Annotated in this window: 14 protein-coding genes; 8 read left to right on the top strand and 6 right to left on the bottom strand. The window is 71.8% G+C overall.

The genetic code is table 11. The features are described 5' to 3' along the window. Positions 1 to 92 precede the first annotated feature (92 nt). From dxs to FB457_RS25330, 3 genes are all read right to left on the bottom strand, one after another. The gene (gene dxs / locus FB457_RS25340) at positions 93 to 2,000 is read right to left on the bottom strand and encodes a 1-deoxy-D-xylulose-5-phosphate synthase (protein ID WP_047018080.1); all 1,908 of its coding nucleotides are present in this window, start codon (positions 1,998 to 2,000) and stop codon (positions 93 to 95) included. A 293-nt stretch (positions 2,001 to 2,293) separates the two neighbouring features. Continuing rightward, a complete protein-coding gene (locus FB457_RS25335; RefSeq protein WP_145783433.1) occupies positions 2,294 to 3,340 on the bottom strand; it encodes a 3-oxoacyl-[acyl-carrier-protein] synthase III C-terminal domain-containing protein in 1,047 nt (348 codons plus the stop codon). A gap of 148 nt (positions 3,341 to 3,488) precedes the next feature. Next, positions 3,489 to 4,949, bottom strand: coding sequence for an FAD-dependent monooxygenase (locus FB457_RS25330; RefSeq protein ID WP_164492584.1), 1,461 nt, complete (start codon positions 4,947 to 4,949; stop codon positions 3,489 to 3,491). A gap of 406 nt (positions 4,950 to 5,355) precedes the next feature. On the opposite strand from FB457_RS25330, the gene FB457_RS25325 reads away from it, so the two are divergent. The 3 genes from FB457_RS25325 to FB457_RS25315 all read left to right on the top strand — a co-directional run bounded on the left by FB457_RS25325 (position 5,356) and on the right by FB457_RS25315 (position 8,110). Continuing rightward, positions 5,356 to 6,414: a 3-oxoacyl-[acyl-carrier-protein] synthase III C-terminal domain-containing protein gene (locus tag FB457_RS25325; RefSeq protein WP_145783431.1), complete on the top strand. Its 1,059-nt coding sequence runs from the start codon at positions 5,356 to 5,358 to the stop codon at positions 6,412 to 6,414. A 191-nt stretch (positions 6,415 to 6,605) separates the two neighbouring features. Beyond that, positions 6,606 to 7,235 carry an LUD domain-containing protein gene (locus FB457_RS25320; protein ID WP_047018076.1) on the top strand — a complete coding sequence of 210 codons (630 nt, stop codon included), beginning with the start codon at positions 6,606 to 6,608 and terminating at the stop codon, positions 7,233 to 7,235. A 104-nt stretch (positions 7,236 to 7,339) separates the two neighbouring features. Next, positions 7,340 to 8,110: a glucose 1-dehydrogenase gene (locus FB457_RS25315; RefSeq protein ID WP_145783429.1), complete on the top strand. Its 771-nt coding sequence runs from the start codon at positions 7,340 to 7,342 to the stop codon at positions 8,108 to 8,110. A 42-nt stretch (positions 8,111 to 8,152) separates the two neighbouring features. Here the strand turns inward: FB457_RS25315 and FB457_RS25310 are convergent, their stop codons facing one another. Beyond that, positions 8,153 to 8,965: an LLM class F420-dependent oxidoreductase gene (locus FB457_RS25310; protein ID WP_047018074.1), complete on the bottom strand. Its 813-nt coding sequence runs from the start codon at positions 8,963 to 8,965 to the stop codon at positions 8,153 to 8,155. 16 nt (positions 8,966 to 8,981) lie between these two features. After that, on the bottom strand, positions 8,982 to 10,154 hold the full coding sequence (locus FB457_RS25305) for a cytochrome P450 (protein ID WP_222439519.1): 1,173 nt from the start codon (positions 10,152 to 10,154) through the stop codon (positions 8,982 to 8,984). Between the two features lie 282 nt (positions 10,155 to 10,436). On the opposite strand from FB457_RS25305, the gene sigJ reads away from it, so the two are divergent. The 3 genes from sigJ (at position 10,437) to FB457_RS25290 (ending at position 14,411) form a co-directional block, all read left to right on the top strand. Beyond that, positions 10,437 to 11,369 carry an RNA polymerase sigma factor SigJ gene (gene sigJ, locus FB457_RS25300; RefSeq protein WP_047018072.1) on the top strand — a complete coding sequence of 311 codons (933 nt, stop codon included), beginning with the start codon at positions 10,437 to 10,439 and terminating at the stop codon, positions 11,367 to 11,369. Positions 11,370 to 11,662: 293 nt separating this feature from the next. Continuing rightward, positions 11,663 to 13,195, top strand: coding sequence for a methyltransferase domain-containing protein (locus tag FB457_RS25295; protein WP_145783425.1), 1,533 nt, complete (start codon positions 11,663 to 11,665; stop codon positions 13,193 to 13,195). 316 nt (positions 13,196 to 13,511) lie between these two features. Next, complete coding sequence (locus FB457_RS25290) at positions 13,512 to 14,411, top strand: sigma-70 family RNA polymerase sigma factor (RefSeq protein ID WP_047018070.1); 900 nt, start codon at positions 13,512 to 13,514, stop codon at positions 14,409 to 14,411. A 73-nt stretch (positions 14,412 to 14,484) separates the two neighbouring features. Here FB457_RS25290 and FB457_RS25285 read toward each other — a convergent pair whose 3' ends face one another. Further along, positions 14,485 to 15,402, bottom strand: a complete 918-nt coding sequence (locus tag FB457_RS25285) for an aromatic prenyltransferase (RefSeq protein ID WP_047018069.1) — start codon at positions 15,400 to 15,402, stop codon at positions 14,485 to 14,487. A 462-nt stretch (positions 15,403 to 15,864) separates the two neighbouring features. Here FB457_RS25285 and ispH point away from each other — a divergent pair, with 462 nt between their 5' ends. Together ispH and ispG are read left to right on the top strand one after the other, a co-directional pair. Next, positions 15,865 to 17,895, top strand: coding sequence for a 4-hydroxy-3-methylbut-2-enyl diphosphate reductase (gene ispH / locus FB457_RS36410; RefSeq protein ID WP_078898445.1), 2,031 nt, complete (start codon positions 15,865 to 15,867; stop codon positions 17,893 to 17,895). A 95-nt stretch (positions 17,896 to 17,990) separates the two neighbouring features. Further along, positions 17,991 to 19,139: a flavodoxin-dependent (E)-4-hydroxy-3-methylbut-2-enyl-diphosphate synthase gene (gene ispG / locus FB457_RS25275; RefSeq protein WP_047020377.1), complete on the top strand. Its 1,149-nt coding sequence runs from the start codon at positions 17,991 to 17,993 to the stop codon at positions 19,137 to 19,139. Positions 19,140 to 19,339: the final 200 nt, after the last annotated feature.

Genomic DNA, 19,339 nt, shown 5'->3' with positions numbered 1-19,339 from the left:
CCCGGTACAGGGCGCGGTTGCGCAAGTTGCGTACGGCACGGGAGGGCCGGTGCGCCCCGGAGGGGGCCCCGGCCCTCGCCGTCCCGCGGTGGTCAGCGCGAGCCGACGACCTCGCCGCGGCGGCCGGAGACCGCCTCGGTGACGGAGCGTGCGATGTGCTGGCCGGTGAGCCCGGCCTGTTCGAGGATGCCGCCGCGGGTGTTGTGGTCCAGGAACTCCTGCGGCAGGCCGAAGGACGTGACCGGGGTGGCGACGCCCGCGTCGCGCAGGTCGCGGCAGACGGCGTCGCCGAAGCCGCCGGAGATGCCGTTGTCCTCGACGGTGACCACGAGGCGTACGTCGCGGGCAGCGGCGGCCAGCGCCGGGTCGACCGGCTTGACCCACCGCGGGTCGACGGCGAGCGCGCCGATGCCCTGGTCCGCGAGCCGGGCCGCGGCGTCCGCGCACACCCCGGCCATCACGCCGGCGCCGACGAGGAGAACGTCGGTGGCGGTGCCCTCCTCGGGGCGGGCCACCACGTCCATGCCGCCGAGCTTGCCGAGACCCGGGACCTCCTCGCCGGCCGGCGCCTTCGGCCAGCGCAGCAGCGTCGGTCCGGTGGCGTCGTCCAGCGCCTCGGTCAGCAGCTCGGAGAGCCGCTTGGCGTCGCGCGGGGCGGCGACGCGCATGCCCGGGATCATCTGGCTGATCGAGCCGTCCCACATGCCGTTGTGGCTCGCGCCGTCCGGGCCGGTGACACCGGCGCGGTCCAGCACGAAGGTGACGGGCAGCTTGTGCAGGGCCACGTCCATGAGCATCTGGTCGAACGCCCGGTTGAGGAACGTCGAGTAGAGCGCCACCACCGGGTGCAGCCCGCCCATCGCGAGCCCCGCCGCCATGGTGACGGCGTGCTGCTCGGCGATGCCGACGTCGAAGACGCGGTCCGGATGTGCCTTGGCGAACGGCGCGAGTCCGGTGGGGTGGAGCATCGCGGCGGTGATCGCCACCACGTCCTCGCGCTTGCCGCCGATCTTGAGGATCTCGTCGGCGAACACGTGCGACCAGGTACGCGCGGCCTTCTTCACCGGCGCGCCGGTGAGCGGGTCGGTGTTGGCGCCGACCTGGTGCAGGTGGTCCTCGTCGTTGTTCTCGGCGGGCGCGTAGCCGTGTCCCTTGCGGGTCAGCACGTGCACGATCACCGGGCCGCCGAAGTCCTTGGCGTGGGCCAGCGCGAGTTCGAGTCCCGCCTGGTCGTGGCCGTCGATGGGGCCGACGTACTTCAGGCCCAGATCCTCGAACATCACCTGCGGCTGCAGGACGTCCTTGAGACCTTTCTTGATCCCGTGCAGCGTCTCGTAGAGGGGCGCGCCGACCAACGGGGTCCTGGGCAGCGTCGACTTGATGGAGGCGAGCACGTTCTCGTACTTCTGCGACGTCCGCACCTGCGCGAGGTGGGTGGCGATGGCGCCGTGCGTCGGCGAGTACGAACGCCCGTTGTCGTTGACGATGATCACGACCCGGTTCGACTTGGCCGCGGCGATGTTGTTCAGCGCCTCCCAGGCCATCCCGCCGGTGAGCGCGCCGTCGCCGATGACCGCGGCCACCGTCCTGTCGTCCTCGCCGCGCAGCTTGAACGCCTTGCCGAGACCGTCGGCGTACGACAGGGAGGTCGAGGCGTGCGAGTTCTCCACGTGGTCGTGGGGTGACTCGGCCTGGCACGGGTATCCGGACATGCCGCCGGGCTGCCGCAGGGTGGCGAACTCCTCCTGCCGGCCCGTCAGCAGCTTGTGCACGTACGACTGGTGGCCGGTGTCGAAGATGAGCGGATCGCGAGGGGAATCGAACACGCGGTGCATGGCGATGGTGAGTTCCACCACGCCGAGGTTCGGACCGAGGTGCCCGCTGTTCGCCGACACCGTGGAGATCAATCGGTCCCTGATCTCGGCGGCAAGACCGGTGAGCTCATTCGGCCCAAGGTCCTTGAGATCCTTCGGACCACGGAGCGAATCTAGAAGTGTCATGGAACAACACTCGGGGCCGCGGCCTAATTCAGCAAGGAGTCCCGCGCGGCAACATGTTGCCGGTGGCCCGGTATGGCAGACTCTTGTCATTTTTGCGGGCGTATGATCGATCGCTCCCGGCCTGCGCGGCCCGCCAAGCCGCCGCCAACTCGCGGCACAGTCCTGCCCAAGGAGCGTCCCCATACTGAAAATCGTGGAGCGGTGCGACGAGGCATTAATTCAAGTAACGCGGGAGCGCTCGTCCGCCGCTCCACTATCCGCTTTCCGGTGCGTGCCCGCACCGCCGGCCGGGGCTACTGGACTTCGAGTACCGCGACGCTGAACTGGAAGCCCACGCCCTCGCCGATGAGGAGAATCACGTCGCCGCTGCGGCAGCGGTCGTTCTCCGCGAGATATTCGAGGGCGCTGAACTGGTCGCCGGGGCCGATGTGGCTCGTGGTCGCGAAGTAGTCCCACGTGGTGCGGGAAACGGGAATCTTCAGCATGTCGAGATACCGCTGCAGGAACGTCCTCCCGACCGCCGGCAGGACCACGCACGCCACGTCGTCCAGGCTGATGCCGGCCGGCGCCAGGGAACTGTCGATCGTGGCCCTCAGCCCCGCTTCGAGGCGCCCGTGCACCTCGGCGGTGTCCCGGCCCGTCCGCCGGAAGAACGCGCCGGCGCGCGCGCTGACGTCGACGGGGGTGCGGTCCGAGGGGACTTCGACGTGCAGCCCGCTCAGCGTCGGATCGGTGAGGGTCGCCCCGGAGAGCAGCCGGGCGTAGCCGCCCGACCGGCCGAGCACGACGGCGGACGCGCCGTCGGCGAAGATGAAGTTCGGATTGCAGTCGAAGCGGTCGATGTGGGGCATCCGCCAGAGTTCGGCGGCGACGACGAGGGCGGCGGGGTCCTCGGTGAGCAGCAGGCGGTGCCCGGCCATGACGAGGGCGTCGACGCCCGCGGCGCAGGACGCGTTGGATATCTGGGTGGTGAAGGCGCTCGGCGCGCGGACCGCTTCGGCGATCGCCGCGGGCAGGTTGTAGAGGCGCGGGTGCGTGAAGGGGAAGATGCTGACGAACAGCAGGCTGCGTATGTCGGTGGCCGGCACGTTCGATCTCGCGGTCGCGGAAAGGGCGGCGGCGGACGCCAGGTCGAGGATGGAACTGGATTCGTCCGCGATGGTGACGCCGGTGTATTCGGCGATGCCGGCGCTCTCCCGGGTGTACAGCCCGTCGCGAATGGCGTCTTCGATGGGCATGGCGGGCGGCAGTTCCGTCGCCGCGGCAGCGACGTAGAGCGCGCCGCCCTTCGTGAAGTCGGTGGCGCTGGGGGTCAGGGCCGGAAAGGGGGGCTGGGCCATGAGGAGCCTCCGTGAGGGCACTGGGGCGGGGTGCGTGGACTGACGCGTGCGCCGGGCGGGAGGACGCCCCGGGGCGGCCCCCCGGTCATCCGACAGGACAGCGCTCCGGAATGTGAGGCCGGCGGCCCGTGGCGTTCCGGCGGTGCGCTCAGTCGGCGGCGAGGAGCGCGTGCGCGGCCGGGGTCAGGGACTCCACCCGGGGCGGTGCGGCCTCGTCGTACTCCGGCCACCGCTGGATCTCGCGGCAGTCGGGGCGTACGAGCATCGCGCCCGCGGGCGGCAGCCCGAGGGCGTCGGCGGTGGCCCGGTCGAGGGTGTGCACCGCGAGCGGCACGGGCCCGGCGCCGACGGCTCCGGCCCCGGTCCAGCGCTTCCCCTCGGGACCGGTGAGCAGGGTGAGCCCGTCGCCGATCAGGTCGACGGTGGAGACCGGCTCGTCCCGCGCGCCGTCCGCGGGCGGGACCCAGTGGTGGGCCAGCCGTCCGTTGAGGTCCCACGGCAGGGTCTCCGCGGCGGTGGCGGGCTCGGTGGGCGGGGCGGCGGAGAAGTCGACGTTGTGCCTGCCGACCGGGCGGCGCTCGGTCTCGTAGGTGTCGAGCAGGTCGTCCCGTGCCCAGCCCTGGAGCGTCCAGGCGAGCTTCCAGCCGAGGTCGAAGGCGTCCTGGATCGCGGTGTTCATGCCGGTGCCGCCGCGGGGCGTCATCCGGTGGGCGGCGTCGCCGATGACGAAGCCGCGGCGCTCCCGGTACCGGTCGGCGAGCATGGCGGCGAGCGCGAAGCTGCTGAACCGCTCGATCCGCGGCCGGAGCGTGTCGACGCCCGCCGCGCGGGCCAGCAGCGCGGCCAGCCCGGCGTCGTCGAGGTCGGCGAGACCCGGCTGGTCGGGGGCGCGACCGCGCGCGAAGCTCCACCGGTCCCCCTGGCCGCGGCGGCTGAGGAAGCCGGCCGCGTCCGGCCGGGTGATCATGTAGACGGCGGGCTTGCGGTCCGGGTCCCCGATGACGCCGTCGAGCTCGGCCCGGAACTGGACCGACTCGTAGCCGCCGAGGTGGTCCAGGCCCTCCATGGCGATGCCGAGTTGCTCGCGCACCGTGCTGTACGGGCCGTCGCCGCCGATCACGTAGCGCGCCTCGACCACGTGGCTGCTCCCGGTCGCGTGGTCGAGCAGCGTGGCCCGGATGCCGTCGTCGTCCTGGAAGAGCGCGGTGAGTTCGCAGCCGAGCCGCACCTGCGCGGCGGGCAGCGTGCGCAGATGGGCCAGGAGCACGGGCTCCAGGTCGTCCTGCGGCGCCCACGCGGGCCGGGTCGGGCTCACCAGGGCCGCCTCGGGCCGGGTCGGGATGGCCATCGGCATCTCGGTGCCGGTGCCGGCGGCCAGGGTCTCGGTGACGTACGTGTACGCCTCGACGTCGCTCGCCTTGGCGCGTACCGCCGCCTCCAGGCCCCAGCGGCGCACCAGTTCCATGGTCCTGGTGCTGATGAGCATGGCCCGCGACAGCTCGGACGCCTCCGGGCGCTTCTCGACGAGCAGGACGTCGACGCCGTAGCCCGCGAGGGTGATGCCGGCCACCATGCCGGCGGGTCCGGCGCCCACTACGAGCACTTGCACCTGGTCAGGCAGCAATTGCCCCGATTCCCGTAATCCCGTCATGGCATCCGACGCTAAGAGCCCGTCGTGTACACCGTCAAGGCGACCTCTACGACCGCCAATCGACCGCCAAGCGGCTGCCAAGAAATCGCCAAGCGGACGGCGAGGGCGGCCGTGCGGAACCGAGGAAGCCGCCCCGACCTGCACGTATCCGCGGACACGCGCCCCTTGGCCGAAAGGCGGGGACCCTTGCGGGACCGCACCTCACATTCCGCCGACGCGCCTTGTCGTACAGGTGAACGAACGCACCAGCCCGCGAACAGGAAGCCAGTGACCCCCATGAATCCGACGCCCTGCCCCCCGACATCGCGCCGGCCGGCCCCGCCTGCTCGTCACCACCGACACAGACACCCCGCCAGGAGCGATCATGACGACCCCGGTTTCGGCACCGCCTCCCTTCCCACCGCTCACCCCCAGCGCTCTCGACTTCACCGCGGGCGGCGATCTGCGCCTCGCGTCGGCGGCGGTCGAGGCGCCGCCCGCCCTGCCCCTCGCCGAAGCCGTCCGTGACGGGCTGATCTCCGCGGCGGACGCGGAACTCACCGGGTACCGCAGCGTCACCGTCGCCGAGGAGACGAGCAGCCTCTACGACCTCGCCGCCGGCGCGGCCGTGTCGGCCGTCGGCCGCGCGCCCGTGCCCGCCGCCGCCCTCGGCACCGTGCTCTTCGCCAACGTCTTCCCGCAGCCGCGCCCGCCGCTGCACAACCTGGCCACCGCGGTCGCCGAAGCCGTCAGCGCCCCCGCGGTCTTCGCCGCCGAGATATCGGGCGGCTGCGTGGCCGGACTCAACGCCCTCGTGATCGCCGCCCAGCGGATGCTCGCCACCCGGGAGCGCGCCGCCCTCGTCGTCGCGGGCGACCTCTGGAGCCGGCCCCACATCGACCGCTTCAACTGCGAGCAGGGGTACGTGTTCGCCGACGGCGCCGCCGCCGTCGTACTCGCCCGCGACGCGGGATTCGCCCGGCTGCTCTCCGCGGCGACCCTCACCGATCCGCTGCTGAGCGGGCTGCACGCCGAGGTGCCCTCGGACCGCACCCCCGTCGACATCACCGCGCGCGCCCGCGCCTTCCTCACCACCCGGATGGGCACGGAGGTCGTCATCGGCCGCCTCAGGTCCGGCCTGACGGCCACGATCGGCGCCGCCCTCTCCCGGGCCGGTGCCGGTCTCGCGGACGTCGCCCACGTGCTCGTCCCGGCCATCGGCGCGCCCTTCCTCAAGCGCAACTACCTCGACGCGCTGGACATCCCGGTGTCGCGCACCACGTGGGACTACGCGGCGGTCACCGGCCACGTCGGCGCCGCCGACCCGTTCGGCGCCCTCGCACACCTCGTGGACCACGACCGCTGCCGCAGCGGCGACCTCGTCCTCCTCGTCTCCGAGGGGCTCGGATTCCAGTGGACCGTCGTGCTCCTGAAGGTCCTGTAGTCACCCCGGCGGGGTACCCGCGTCACATTCCGGCGGGATGTCTTGTCGTACAGAGGGAGACGACGAACACGTCATCCGGCGAGCAGGCGGCCCGGGAACCACCACGACCCGCTTCTCCGTCCCCCGCGATCGCGCCCGGACGGCTCCGCCTGCTCACTCAGATCCGCCGCACCCGACAAACAGGAGAAACCATGACGACCCCGGCACCGTCGTTCACCGAGCCGGCGCCCGCGGAGCGCCTGGAGAAGGTGGCCACCGCACTGAAGGGCAACGGCTTCGAGGCCGAGATCCTCGACGACGCCGCGGCCGCGCGCGCCCGCGTCAAGGACCTCGTTCCCGAGGGCGCCACCGTGTTCACCGGGGCCAGCGAGACGCTGCGCCTGTCCGGCATCGACGAGGATCTCAACAGCGAGCGGTACGACTCCGTCAGGACGCAGAGCCTGGCCATGGACCGCACCGCCCAGCGGAAGGACATCCGGCGGCTGCTCGGCCACCACGACGTCATCGTCGGCAGCGTCCACGCGGTCACCGAGACCGGCTCCCTCGTGATCGGCTCGGCCAGCGGAAGCCAGCTCACCGGCTACACCGGCGGCTCCGACCACGCCATCTGGGTCGTCGGGGCGCAGAAGGTGGTGCCCGACGTGGAGACCGGGCTGCGCCGTCTCGAAACCCACTGCACCAAGCTGGAGGACGAGCGGGCCATGAAGGCGTACGGGGTGGGCAGCGCCCTCAACCGCGTCCTCATCCTCCACGCCTTCAACCCGAACTACTACCCCGGGCGCGGCACCGTCCTGCTGCTCCGCGAGGCCATCGGGTTCTGACCCCGCCGGGAGCCGGGAGCCGGGACGGACGCGGGGCCGCGCGCCCGGCACCGCACCGGCCCCGGCCGGTTCCGTCCACCGCATGAACACCAGGAGGAACGACCGTGTCTGGCTTGCAGGACAAGGTAGTGATCGTGACGGGCGGCGCCGGCGGGCTGGGCCGGGCGGTCGTCGCCCGCCTGGCCCGGGACGGGGCCGCGGTCGTGGTGACCGGGCGGGGCAGTGAGCAGGGCGAGAAGACCGCCGCCGAGGCCGGCGGGATCTTCCTCCGCCACGACGTGACCAGCGAGGACGACTGGACGGCCGTGGTGGACGCGGTCGTCGGGCGCTACGGCAGGCTGGACGGCCTGGTCAACAACGCCGGGGTCGACTCCTGGTCGCTGATCGAGGACGAGAGCCTGGAGAAGTTCGAGCAGGTCGTGAAGGTGAACCTCACCGGGGTGTTCCTCGGCGTGAAGGCGGTCGTCCCGGCGATGCGCGCGGCCGGCGGCGGCTCGATCGTCAACGTCGGCTCCGCCACGGGCCTGAACGGGCACCCCATGACGGCGGGGTACGGGGCGTCCAAGTGGGGCGCCCGGGGTCTGACGAAGACGGCCGCGGTGGAGCTGGGCCGCTACCGGATACGGGTGAACTCCGTCCATCCCGGCCTCGTCTACACCCCCATGACCGCCGCCAACGGCGCCAAGCCCGGTGAGGGCAACTTCCCGTTCGCGCCGCTGAACCGGCTCGGCACGCCGGAGGAGATCGGCGAGGCGGTGGCCTTCCTGGTCTCGGACGCGGCCTCGTACATGACGGGCGCGGACATCTCCGTGGACGGCGGCTGGTCGGCCGGCGAGACCGCCCTGATGAAGCACGCCCCCGACCCCCCCTCCTGAGCCACCGCACGCCCCCGGCCCGCGGGCCGGGGGCGCGGGCGGTCAGCCCAGCAGCTCTGCCATCCGGTCGAGCTGGCGCAGGGTCTCGTCGCGCGGTGCGGACCGCAGGTTGAACGTGATCTCGTCCACGCCCGCCTCCGTCAGGTCCGCGACGGCCTTCGGCTCGGGCGGGGCCGCGTGCACGACGACCGGCACCCGCCGCCCGGCCCGCTCGCGCAGCTCGGCGACGGCGGGGACGAGTGCCGCGGGGCTCGCGCCGAAGGGGAACCACCCGTCGCCGTACTCGATGATCCGGTCGAACGTCCCCGGCGCCCAGCCGCCGACGAGCACCGGGATCGGGTGGGCCGGCTTCGGCCAGCAGTACGCCGGCGGGAAGTCGACGTACTCGCCGTGGAACTCGGCCAGTTCGTGCGTCCACAGCTCCTTCATCGCCAGCACCCGCTCGCGCATGAGCGCGAACCGGGTGCGCGGGTCCGTGCCGTGGTCGCGCATCTCCTCGCGGTTCCAGCCGGCGCCGATGCCGAGGACGGCGCGGCCGTCGGAGACCTGGTCGAGCGAGGCCATCTCCTTGGCGAGGAGGATCGGGTCGCGCTGCGGGATCAGCGCGATGCCGGTGCCGAGCCGCAGCCGCTCGGTGACGACGGCGGCCGCGGTGAGCGTCACGATCGGGTCGAAGGTGCGGTAGTAGACCTGGGGCAGTTCACCGCCGCCGGGGAAGGGCGTGTCCCGGCTGGCCGGGATGTGGCTGTGCTCGGTCACGAACAGCGAGTCGAACCCGCGCTCCTCCACCGCCACGGCGAGCGCGGCGGGTGCGATGCCCTTGTCGGTCACGAACGTCGATATGCCGAACCTCATACGCGATCCTCAGCCGTCAGCGGAGCTTGATGGTGGTGGGCAGCGAGGAGAAGCCCCGGATGTTGGTGGTGTAGACGCGGACGGCACGGTCCGCGTCGATCTCGTACGCGCTGACGCGGCGCGCCAGTTCGGCCAGGACGACGCGCGCCTCCAGCCGGGCCAGCGGGGCGCCGAGGCAGTAGTGCGGGCCGCCGCCGAAGCTGATCACGCGGTGGGTGTCGCGGCCGAGGTCGAAGCGCTCGGCGTCGGGGAACACCTCGGGGTCGCGGTTGGCGGCGGCGATCAGGCACAGGACGCGCGCGCCCGCGGGCACGGGGACGCCGTGCAGGGTGCGGTCCTCGGTGAGGGTACGGACCATGTACTGGACGGGCGTGTCGTAGCGCAGCGTCTCCTCGACCCACTCGGTGATCCCGCCGTCGAAGGCGCGGGCGCGCTGGTCCGGGTTGCGCCACGCCCAGTACCAGGCGTTGCCCAGCATCCGCAGACTCGTCTCGTACCCCGCCGTGACCAGCAGCCCCAGCACGGCGACGATCTGCTCGTCCGTCAGGAGCGCGCCGTCGGGCCGCGCCTGGCCCAGCGAGGTGAGCAGGTCCGTGCCGGGGTTGCGGCGCCGTTCGCTCACCCAGCGCAGGTAGTAACCGGCCAACTCGCCCATCGCCTGGGCGTTCTCGGGCGTGAGGTCGCGGGCGCCGGGCGGGCGGTGGAAGGCGAGGTGGATGAGGCGGCGCGCCTCCGCGCGGTCCTCGTGCGGGACGCCGATCAGCTCCGAGATCACGTCCATCGGGACGGTGGCCGCGACGTCGGCGACGAAGTCGAAGGACTCGCGCTCCAGCGCCGGGTCGAGGTGGGTGCGCACGATGTCGCGGATCCGCTCCTCCAGCCCGTTCATGTGCCGGGGGCTGAACACACCGGACACCAGGGCCCGGGTCCTGGTGTGGTCGGGCGGATCCATGGCGTTGAACGACATCACCTTGTGCGCGTCGGGTCCCCAGATGGCGGAGTCCAGCAGCGGGCCGTTGGCGCTGGAGAAGCCCGCCGAGTCGCGCAGCGCGGCGTCGACGTCCGCGTGCCGTGACAGCGCCCAGATGTCCAGCTCCTCGTTGTGGTAAACGGGCGCCTTTTCGCGAAGCTGCGCGTACAGCGGATAAGGGTCGACGTTGAGCTGCTCGTCGTAGGGGCTGTACTCCACTGCCATACTCCATCGCCTCCACCGTGGTGATCGGTTCGTGGGTCCCTGCGCCGAGCCGGCCGGATTCCGCCGGCCGGAACGCGAACGAGCAGGGGCCGGCCGCGCGCCGGACGGGGGGAGGGAACGCGGCTCGAAAGCGCCCTGCTCGCACGTGGATATGTGCGTCTCATCTGTACGACAAGGCACGTTGGCCGAATGTGAGGCGTGGCGCTGCGCCGGTGTGCGGGTGGGTTACCTTGACGAGATGCCGAGGGCTGTTGCGTGGAGGAGGCTGGTGGCGCGATGACCACCGAGTCGGGGCCGGGGGTTGCGGCACCGGATCCGGGCCTGGGCGTGATCATGGGCGAGCGACGCCAGATGATCAATCTGGCCTACCGGCTGCTGGGTTCGCTCTCCGACGCCGAGGACGCGGTGCAGGAGGCGTACGCCCGCTGGTACGCGATGCCGCGGGCCGAGCAGGAGGCCATCGAGTCCCCGGGCGCCTGGCTGACGACGGTGACCAGCCGGATCTGCCTGAACCTGCTGAACTCGGCGCGGGTGCGGCGGGAGACGTACGTCGGGCAGTGGATTCCCGAGCCGCTGCCGGAGCACACCGAGTGGACCACCGCCCGCGGCGGCGGCAGCCACATGGACCCGGCCGACCGGATCACCCTGGACGAGTCGGTGAGCATGGCGTTCCTGGTGATGCTGGAGTCGATGACGCCGGCCGAGCGGGTGGCGTTCGTGCTGCACGACGTCTTCCGGTACTCCTTCGCGGAGGTGGCCGAGATCGTCGGCCGGTCGCCGGGAGCCTGCCGGCAGCTGGCCTCCTCCGCCCGGCGCCGGATCCGGCCGTCCCGTACCCCCGCGACCGCGCCGGCCAGGAAGGCCGGCATCGTCCGGGAGTTCCGGCAGGTCTGGGAGGCCCAGGACATCGACGCCCTCATCGGGCTGCTGGATCCGAACGCCACCGTGACCGCCGACGGCGGCGGGCTGGCCGCCGCGGTCACCCATCCGGTCACCGGCGCACGGGAGATCGCCCTCGCCTGCGCCGGGCTGGCGGCCCGGAGCCCGCTGACGATCCTGGAGCGTACGGTCAACGGCCAGCCGGGACTGGTCAGTGAACGGAACGGCGAGACCGTCGCGGTCCTGGCCTTCGACATCGGCGGGGACCGCATCACCCGGATCTGGGCCGTGCTCAACCCCGAGAAACTCCGCGCGTGGAACACCGGCTGAGCCGCCACCGACGCGTCGTCCGCGCGGAGTAGCAATATGTTGCCCCCGCCGGATCGCTCGATCCGTCCCCGGGCAGGAAGCGGTCTTTCCCCATAAGATGATCGCGCCGGGGGAATCGGCCGGCAACTAAACTGGAGGAATGATTCCTTGGCTGCGGCATTCCTGCGAAACCGTGTTCCGCGGATGACCGGCTCAGCGGCTGACATTCCGACCGCCCGCGGCAGAGTCCTGCATCCGGCGCGCGCCGATACCGCCTTACGCAGCCCCGCCTGCCTCTCGCGAAAGGATCGCACATGAGCGCTTCCGCCGCCCCGGCGAAGGTGCACGAACTCGTCAGCGCCTTCGTGGACGCACCAGACGACCGTCTCGACGCGGAATTCCGGCAGTTGACGGGCGCGCTGTGGCGGGACGGTGCCGCCACCGGCCTCGCCCTGCCGGCCGCGGAGGAGCTCGCCGGCCGCTTCGAGGCGCTGGACGACCGGAGACGCGGCTACGCGGCGGTGCTGCTCGGTCTCCTCGTCGAGACCGAGTATCCGGCGACGGACGGCCCCGTCGCCACCGCGGTCGGCACCGGCCTCGACGCCTACGCCGACCTGGCGGGCGGCCTCGACCAGGGCGACCCGCTCTTCCTGGCGCTGTGCTACCTGCTGGCGCACTTCCCCGCGGCGCGTGAGCGCGTGCTCGCCGCGGCCCGCCAGGCCGGCCTCCACGAGGACGACTACTCCCGGCTCGACCGGGCGCTGGCCACCCTCGACCCCGAACACCCCGTTCTCGGCCGGGTGTTCCCCTCCCCCGCCGCCTGGCAGCGGTACGGCGCCGAGGGTGACTTCGACAAGCGCTGGATCGAGGCGATGTCCCCGGAGGAGGTCGTACGCGGCTGGCGCGCCGACACCGGAACGGCCTTCGCCGGCCTCGGCGCCAAGGCGTACTGGGCGGTGCGCAACTGGACCTCCCCCGCCGTCCCCGCCGAGATCGAATTCCCGCCGGCCGAGCAGGTCGTCCGGGCCGCCGAGCCGGCCGTGAACCTCTTCGACGCGCACGAGCCCGCGCTGCGCTGCCCGGCCTGCGGCGGCGCCTTCGAGGTCGCCGCGCGCCGGGCGCGGTGCACCGAGTGCGACACGGCGTACCCGGTCTCGGCCGGCATCCTGGACCTCACCAAGACCATGGCCGGGGACGAGGCCGACGACTTCGACTTCATGGTCGCCGAGACGCCGGGCATGACCCTCTTCTACGAGCGGATCGCCCGCCCGAACTTCCTGCGGCTGTGCGGCAGCAACTGGGACGACGCGGTGACCACCGGCATCGAGGACGACTACCTGGCCCGGCACGTCCGCCCGGTCGAGGGCCCGGTGCTCGACCTCGGCTGCGGCGCGGGCCGCTGGACCGGCGTCCTCGCGGACACGGTCGGCGCGGAGCGCGTCGTCGCGCTCGACGCGACGGGACCGATGCTCTCGATGCTGCGCGCCCGGCTGCCCGGGGTCCCGGCGATCAGGTCCGGCGCCGCGCCGCTGCCCTTCAAGGACGCGAGCCTGGGCGCGGTGCTGTGCTGGAACGCGCTCCAGGCGTTCCCCGACCCGCCGGCGGCCGTCGCCGAGGTCGGGCGGTGCCTGCGGCCCGGCGGCACGTTCACGGTGATGACCTTCCGGAACTCGGACGATCCCGTCTACCGCCACTTCGTCGCCGCCCACACCCCCGCCGAATACCGGGTCGGGCCGCGCCCGTTCGACCCGGACACGCTCAAGGAGCTGCTGGCCGACGCCGGCCTGCGGATCCGCGAGGAGTGGGGCCCCGGCACGTTCGTCTTCTTCACCGCGGAACGCGCGTAACCGGCGCCGCCGGTCCTCGTCCCCGGCACCGCGCGCCTTCCACGGCCGCGGGGGCGAGGGCCGGCGCTCCGGCGCGGGAGTGCTCGTCCGGTACGTACCGGGCGGGCATCCGTCTGCCGGAGCCCAGGCGCAGGTCATGGCCGTCGCCCTACGGAGTAAGCTCGTTGCCGGCTGTTGTCACCGACGGCCGCGACCGGCGCGGACGGGAGGCGGCGACGTGGCACGGCACCGGGCCGGTGGCGGTCCCCGGCTCGTCACAACGGCGGGATCCCGCCGGTCATCAACTTGGCAGGCGCCGGTGAGAGGACTTGACCAGATGAGTGATCACGACTGGCTGGCCGAGCGGTTCGAAAGTGATCGCCCCCGTTTGCGCGCACTCTCGTACCGGATGCTCGGCTCTGCCGCCGAAGCCGACGACGCGGTCCAGGAGGCGTGGATCCGCCTCAGCCGCTCGCGCACCGACGAGGTGGAGAACCTCAGCGGCTGGCTGACGACGATCGTCGCCCGGGTCTCGCTGAACATGCTCCAGTCCCGCAAGTCACGCCCCGAGGACCTGGTGGACACCACCGAGGCCGGCGAGCCGCACGGCGAGGCCGCGCCGGACGACCCGGAGGAGGAGGCCGTCCTCGCCGACTCCGTCGGCGTCGCGCTGCTGGTGGTGCTCGACACCCTCACGCCCGCCGAGCGACTGGCGTTCGTGCTGCACGACATGTTCGCCGTCCCCTTCGAGGAGATAGCGACCATCGTCGACCGCTCCCCCGCCGCGGCCCGCCAGCTGGCCAGCCGCGCCCGGCGCCGCGTGCAGCGGGCCGCACCGCTGGCCAGGACCGCGGCCGTCGGCGTGTACGACAAGAGCGCGGATACCCCCAAGACGGGCAAGTCCGATCTGGCCAGCGCCTTCCTCGCCGCCTCCCGGGAGGGCAACTTCGAGGCGCTGCTGTCGATGCTGGACCCGGACATCGTGCTGCGCTCCGACGCGACCGCGGTGCAGATGGGCGTCGACGCCGAGCTGCGCGGGGCCGACGCCGTCACCCGCGTCTTCGCCGGCCGCGCCTGGGCGCCGGTGCCGGCGCTCATCGACGGGACGGCCGGGCTGGTCTGGGCGAAGGGCGGCCGGCCGCGGCTCGCGTTCCGCTTCACCGTCGACGACGGGCGGATCACCGCCATCCGCATTCAGGCCGAGCTGGCGGACGTCGACATCGCGCTCGCGCTCTAGCACGCATCCGTACGGACGGCGGAAGGGCCGGTGTTCCCGCGACGGGGACACCGGCCCTTCCGCCGGACGGAACCTAGTCGTTGAGCGAGTCGAACGCCTTGAGCAGCTTCCGCTGGATGTCGCTGATCTGGTAGTACGAGCCGAGCTTGTAGTACTCCTCGCGGGGCGTGAGCGTGAGGCCGTAGACGAGGGTGCGCGCCTCGCCGGCGTACGCGTACGGCGCGTTGTTCGCGTACTTCGAGAACTTCGCCAGGTCCTCCGCCCGCTCGGCCGGCGCCAGCGTGGGGTCCCTGCTGATCACGGCGAAGCAGAGCCGTTCGATCCTGCCGGTCTCCCAGTTCAGCGTGGGGTAGACGGAGAACGAGCGGCGCGCGAACGTCAGCCCCGTCTCGCCGGTCTCCTTCAGGCCCATGTCGCGGAGCATCGACCGGACGGTGTCGGGGCCGAGGATGTCCGGGGACATCTCGCTGAAGTAGAGGTTGACCGCCTTCTTCTTGTAGTCGATCGACGTCATCTGCACCTTGTCGAGGCCGTACCGCGCGAACAGGTCGGCGTTCTCCTTCACGCTGTCCGGCATGGAGGGGATCTCGGCCAGCTTCGACGCGCTCTGCAGATCGTTCGTCGGGAAGAAGGCGTACGTCTTCTTAAACCCGCCGGTGATCTCGCCGTCGAAGGCGAACATGCTGACGGGGCAGTGCTCCTGGGTGTCGGCGAGCAGTCTGCCGACGGGGTGGTCGGTGCGGGGGGTCAACCCCTTGGCTAACGCCACGCGGTACGGGTCGCCGGCCTCCGCCGGCACCGAGATGCTGAAGTCGAGCTCCGTCGCGTAGCGTCCGCTCGCCATCGAGAAGACCACCACGGCGTCGGCGAGCACCTCGTGGTACGCCTCCAGAGCGGGTCTGACCTTTTCCCGGGAGACAGTGATGTCGAGGAGGCGGGCCGCCTCCTCCATGGCCGAATAGACACGCTCGACGTCAGCAGCACCGGACATGGAATCCTCCGCAAGTCGATGGGGGTCGACGGGTCGAGGTCAGGTCAGATGTATGGGGCAGCTACCAGCTCAGCCTGCCCAGGGTCCGTCACCAGGCTTGGCCCTGACTGTGGACCCGGTTGGCGCCGACTTGGCGGAACCCTGGCCACCGGCCGAGGCGGCAGCGGCGGCCGGGAACCCGGCGCGGGAGAATCGGGAAGCTGCCTGCGGCAACGCATTGCCGGGTACGCCGACAAGCCGGCGCCAACTCGCCGCACAGTCCGGCCCAAGGCGTTCGCAGGCACCCCGTGCCAGCTCTCTCCCGGGACTTTCCATGCTTTAATCGGTTGCCCCTCCGCCGCCCCGCCGTAGGGGTTCGGACCCCTGTTGACCAGGCGAGACACATCCCGGCAAACCGGTGACAATATGTTGCCCCGCAATGATCCTTGACGCTCACAGCCGCGGTTCCGCAGTCTTTTCCATATGGCTACCGCGGTGGATAACAAGAAGCAATCGGGCGGCAAGAAGCTCATTCTCGCAGAGCCGCGCGGCTTCTGCGCGGGAGTGATCAGGGCCATTGAGATCGTCGAGCGCGCGCTCGAGATCCACGGCGCACCGCTGTACGTACGCAAGCAGATCGTCCACAACGAGCACGTGGTACGCCGGCTGGAGGAACGGGGCGTCAGGTTCGTCGACTCCGAGACGGAGGTGCCGGACGGGGCGGTGTGCATCTTCTCCGCGCACGGCGTCTCCCCCGAGGTGCGCAGCAACGCGGCGCAGCGCAGCCTCCAGGTCATCGACGCGACCTGCCCCCTCGTGGCCAAGGTGCACCAGGAGGCGCGCCGGTTCGCCCGCGACGAACGCACCCTGCTCCTCGTCGGGCACGCCGACCACGAGGAGATCGAGGGCACCTACGGGGAGGCCCCGGACCGTACGATCATCGTGGAGGACGCGGAGGCGGCCAGGAACCTGGAGCTGCCGGAGGGCACGCGCGCCGCGTTCCTCACCCAGACCACGCTCTCGGTGGACGACACCGAGGAGATCGTGTCCGTGCTGCGCGAGCGCTTCCCCGAGATCGTCGGCGCGGGCAGCGAGGACATCTGCTACGCCAGCCAGAACCGGCAGACCGCGGTGAAGTCGATCGCCTGGCGCAGCGAACTCGTGCTCGTCGTCGGCTCCGCCAACTCCAGCAACACCGTGCGGATGGTGGAGGTCGCGCAGGCCGCGGGCGCCGAGGCCCGGCTGCTGCCGAACGTGGACCACCTCGACCCCGCCTGGCTGGAGGGCGTCAGCACGGTCGGCGTCAGCTCCGGCGCGAGCGCCCCCGAGGTGCTGGTCGAGGAGGTCATCGAGCGTCTCGCGGCCCTCGGGTACGCCGACGTCGAGACCGAGGTCACCGCCAAGGAGACCGTCGTGTTCCGGCCGCCGTCGGGGCTCGAACTGCCGAAGAAGAACGGCGCCGCCGCCGGCAAGGACCTCCCCTCGGACGACGCCACCGAGGAACTGGTCGGCCGCGCGGTCGCGCGCATCGAGGACCTGCTGAGCGCCGAGATCGCCCGCTGGCGGGCGGTCGACCCGCGTGCGGCGCTGCCCGTCGAGGGCATCGCGGAGCTGATCGCGGCCGGCGGCAAGCGGCTGCGGCCGAGGTTCTGCGTGAGCGGATACCTGGCGGCCGGCGGTGCCCCCGACGGCTCGGCCGCCGAGGACGCGGTCATCGGCGCCGCCGCGGCGCTGGAGCTGCTGCACGCCTCCGCGCTGCTGCACGACGACATCCTGGACAACGCGCCCACCCGCCGCGGCGCGCCGACCCTGCACGCCAAGCATGCCGCCATCCACGCGGACAAGGGCTGGACCGGCGAGCCACGCCGCTACGGCGAGGGGATCGGCATCCTGGCCGGCGCCCTGGCGTACGGCTACGCCACCCGGCTCGCCGCCGGGCTGACCGGAACGGCCATGGAGATCTGGACGGACCTGGGCACCGAGATGCTCGTGGGCCAGCAGCTCGACATCGCGCTGGCCGCCGAGCCGAAGCCGGACACGGACCTCGCCCGCTGGATCGCGGTCTGCAAGTCCGGCCGGTACACCATCCACCGTCCCCTCGCCCTCGGCGCGTCCCTCGCCGGGCGGCAGGACCTCCAGGAGGTGTTCGAGGCGTACGGCGTCGCCGCCGGCGAGGCGTTCCAGCTCCGCGACGACCTGCTCGACGCCTTCGGCGACTCCGAGACGACCGGCAAGCCGGCCGGACTGGACGTCAGCGAGCACAAGATGAACCTCCTGCTCGCCCTCGCCGCCACCAAGGACGCCCGGGTGGCCGAGCTGGTGGCGGGGAGCACGTGGGACACCGAGGCGCTCAGCGCCGCGATGCTCGCGTCCGGCGTACGCCAGGAGGTCGAAGAGCACATCGACCAGCTCGTCGGGACCGCCCGCACGGCCCTCGAGGGCGCGCCGCTGGCGGACGGCTGGCGGGAGCGGCTGGACCTGATGGTGGACTACGTCGCGTACCGCGACCGCTGACCGCCCGCCCCGCAGACCTGACCCGAGGGGCCCGCCACCGGTGCCGGCCCAGCACGACAGAATCGAGAGGATGATCAGACGTGGTGGACCTCGGCATGCCCAAGGTGCCCCAGCAGGTGTCTCCCCGGCGCAAGAGCCGGCAGCTCAGGCTGGGCCATGACGACCGAGCCGTGCTCGTCGGCGGCGATGCGCCGGTGAGCGTGCAGTCGATGTGCACGACCGTGACGGCCGACGTGAACGCAACGCTCCAGCAGATCGCGGAGCTGACGGCGTCGGGTTGCCAGATCGTACGGGTCGCCGTGCCCTCGGCCGACGACGCCGACGCGCTGCCGGAGATCGCGCGCAAGTCGCAGATCCCGGTGATCGCCGACATTCACTTCCAGCCGCGGTACGTCTTCGCGGCGATCGACGCGGGCTGCGCCGCGGTCCGCGTGAACCCGGGCAACATCAAGGCGTTCGACGACAAGGTCGGCGAGATCGCCAAGGCCGCCGCGGACGCCCAGGTGCCTATCCGCATCGGCGTGAACGCGGGCTCACTGGACAAGCGCCTGATGGAGAAGTACGGGAGCGCGACGCCCGACGCCCTGGTGGAGTCGGCGCTGTGGGAGTGCTCGCTCTTCGAGGAGCACGGCTTCCGGGACATCAAGATCTCCGTGAAGCACCACGACCCGGTCGTGATGATCAATGCGTACCGCAAGCTGGCCGCGGCCTGCGACTACCCGCTGCACCTCGGCGTGACCGAGGCGGGGCCCGAGTTCCAGGGCACGGTGAAGTCCGCGGTGGCCTTCGGCGCCCTGCTGGCCGAGGGCATCGGCGACACGATCCGGGTGTCGCTGTCGGCGCCGCCGGCCGAGGAGGTCAAGGTCGGCGCGGCGATCCTGGAGTCCCTCGGGCTCAAGGAGCGCCGTCTGGAGATCGTCTCGTGCCCCTCGTGCGGCAGGGCGCAGGTGGACGTCTACAAGCTGGCCAACGAGGTGACCGCCGGGCTCGACGGCATGGAGGTGCCGCTGCGCGTCGCCGTGATGGGCTGCGTCGTCAACGGTCCCGGCGAGGCCCGCGACGCCGACCTCGGCGTGGCGTCGGGCAACGGCAAGGGGCAGATCTTCGTCAAGGGGAAGGTCGTCGCCACGGTGCCGGAATCCAAGATTGTCGAAACGCTTATCGACGAAGCCATGCGTATTGCCGAGGAAATGGAGGCGGACGAGGACACGCCCGCCGGTACGCCTCAGGTCATCACTCCGTGAACACTGCGCCCACCCAGTGGAATTGCAATCCAGGAATCGCCAAGTGGACGCCAAGTCACTCGTGTGTTGGCGGCCAAGTGGGATGGCGGATGCTGGGTGGGCGTAGTCGGGAGTTTCGGCGCTGGTTGGGGTGGTGACCTGGTGAGCGTGAGTCCGGTGCACAAGCGTGGTTTGTATCTGGGTGTGCTTGCGCAGCGTGC

The organism is Streptomyces sp. CNZ287 (genome assembly GCF_007827615.1).
Note: the sequence above shows the minus strand (reverse complement) of the source record. Positions and strands in the feature narration are given on the sequence as shown.

Coding starts and splice junctions, on each gene's coding strand:
- FB457_RS25285 (WP_047018069.1), bottom strand. CDS start 15,402: ATGTCCGGTGCTGCTGACGTCGAGCGTGTCTATTCGGCCATGGAGGAG.
- ispH (WP_078898445.1), top strand. CDS start 15,865: ATGGCTACCGCGGTGGATAACAAGAAGCAATCGGGCGGCAAGAAGCTC.
- FB457_RS25325 (WP_145783431.1), top strand. CDS start 5,356: ATGACGACCCCGGTTTCGGCACCGCCTCCCTTCCCACCGCTCACCCCC.
- ispG (WP_047020377.1), top strand. CDS start 17,991: ATGCCCAAGGTGCCCCAGCAGGTGTCTCCCCGGCGCAAGAGCCGGCAG.
- FB457_RS25295 (WP_145783425.1), top strand. CDS start 11,663: ATGAGCGCTTCCGCCGCCCCGGCGAAGGTGCACGAACTCGTCAGCGCC.
- FB457_RS25290 (WP_047018070.1), top strand. CDS start 13,512: ATGAGTGATCACGACTGGCTGGCCGAGCGGTTCGAAAGTGATCGCCCC.
- dxs (WP_047018080.1), bottom strand. CDS start 2,000: ATGACACTTCTAGATTCGCTCCGTGGTCCGAAGGATCTCAAGGACCTT.
- FB457_RS25310 (WP_047018074.1), bottom strand. CDS start 8,965: ATGAGGTTCGGCATATCGACGTTCGTGACCGACAAGGGCATCGCACCC.
- FB457_RS25335 (WP_145783433.1), bottom strand. CDS start 3,340: ATGGCCCAGCCCCCCTTTCCGGCCCTGACCCCCAGCGCCACCGACTTC.
- sigJ (WP_047018072.1), top strand. CDS start 10,437: ATGACCACCGAGTCGGGGCCGGGGGTTGCGGCACCGGATCCGGGCCTG.
- FB457_RS25320 (WP_047018076.1), top strand. CDS start 6,606: ATGACGACCCCGGCACCGTCGTTCACCGAGCCGGCGCCCGCGGAGCGC.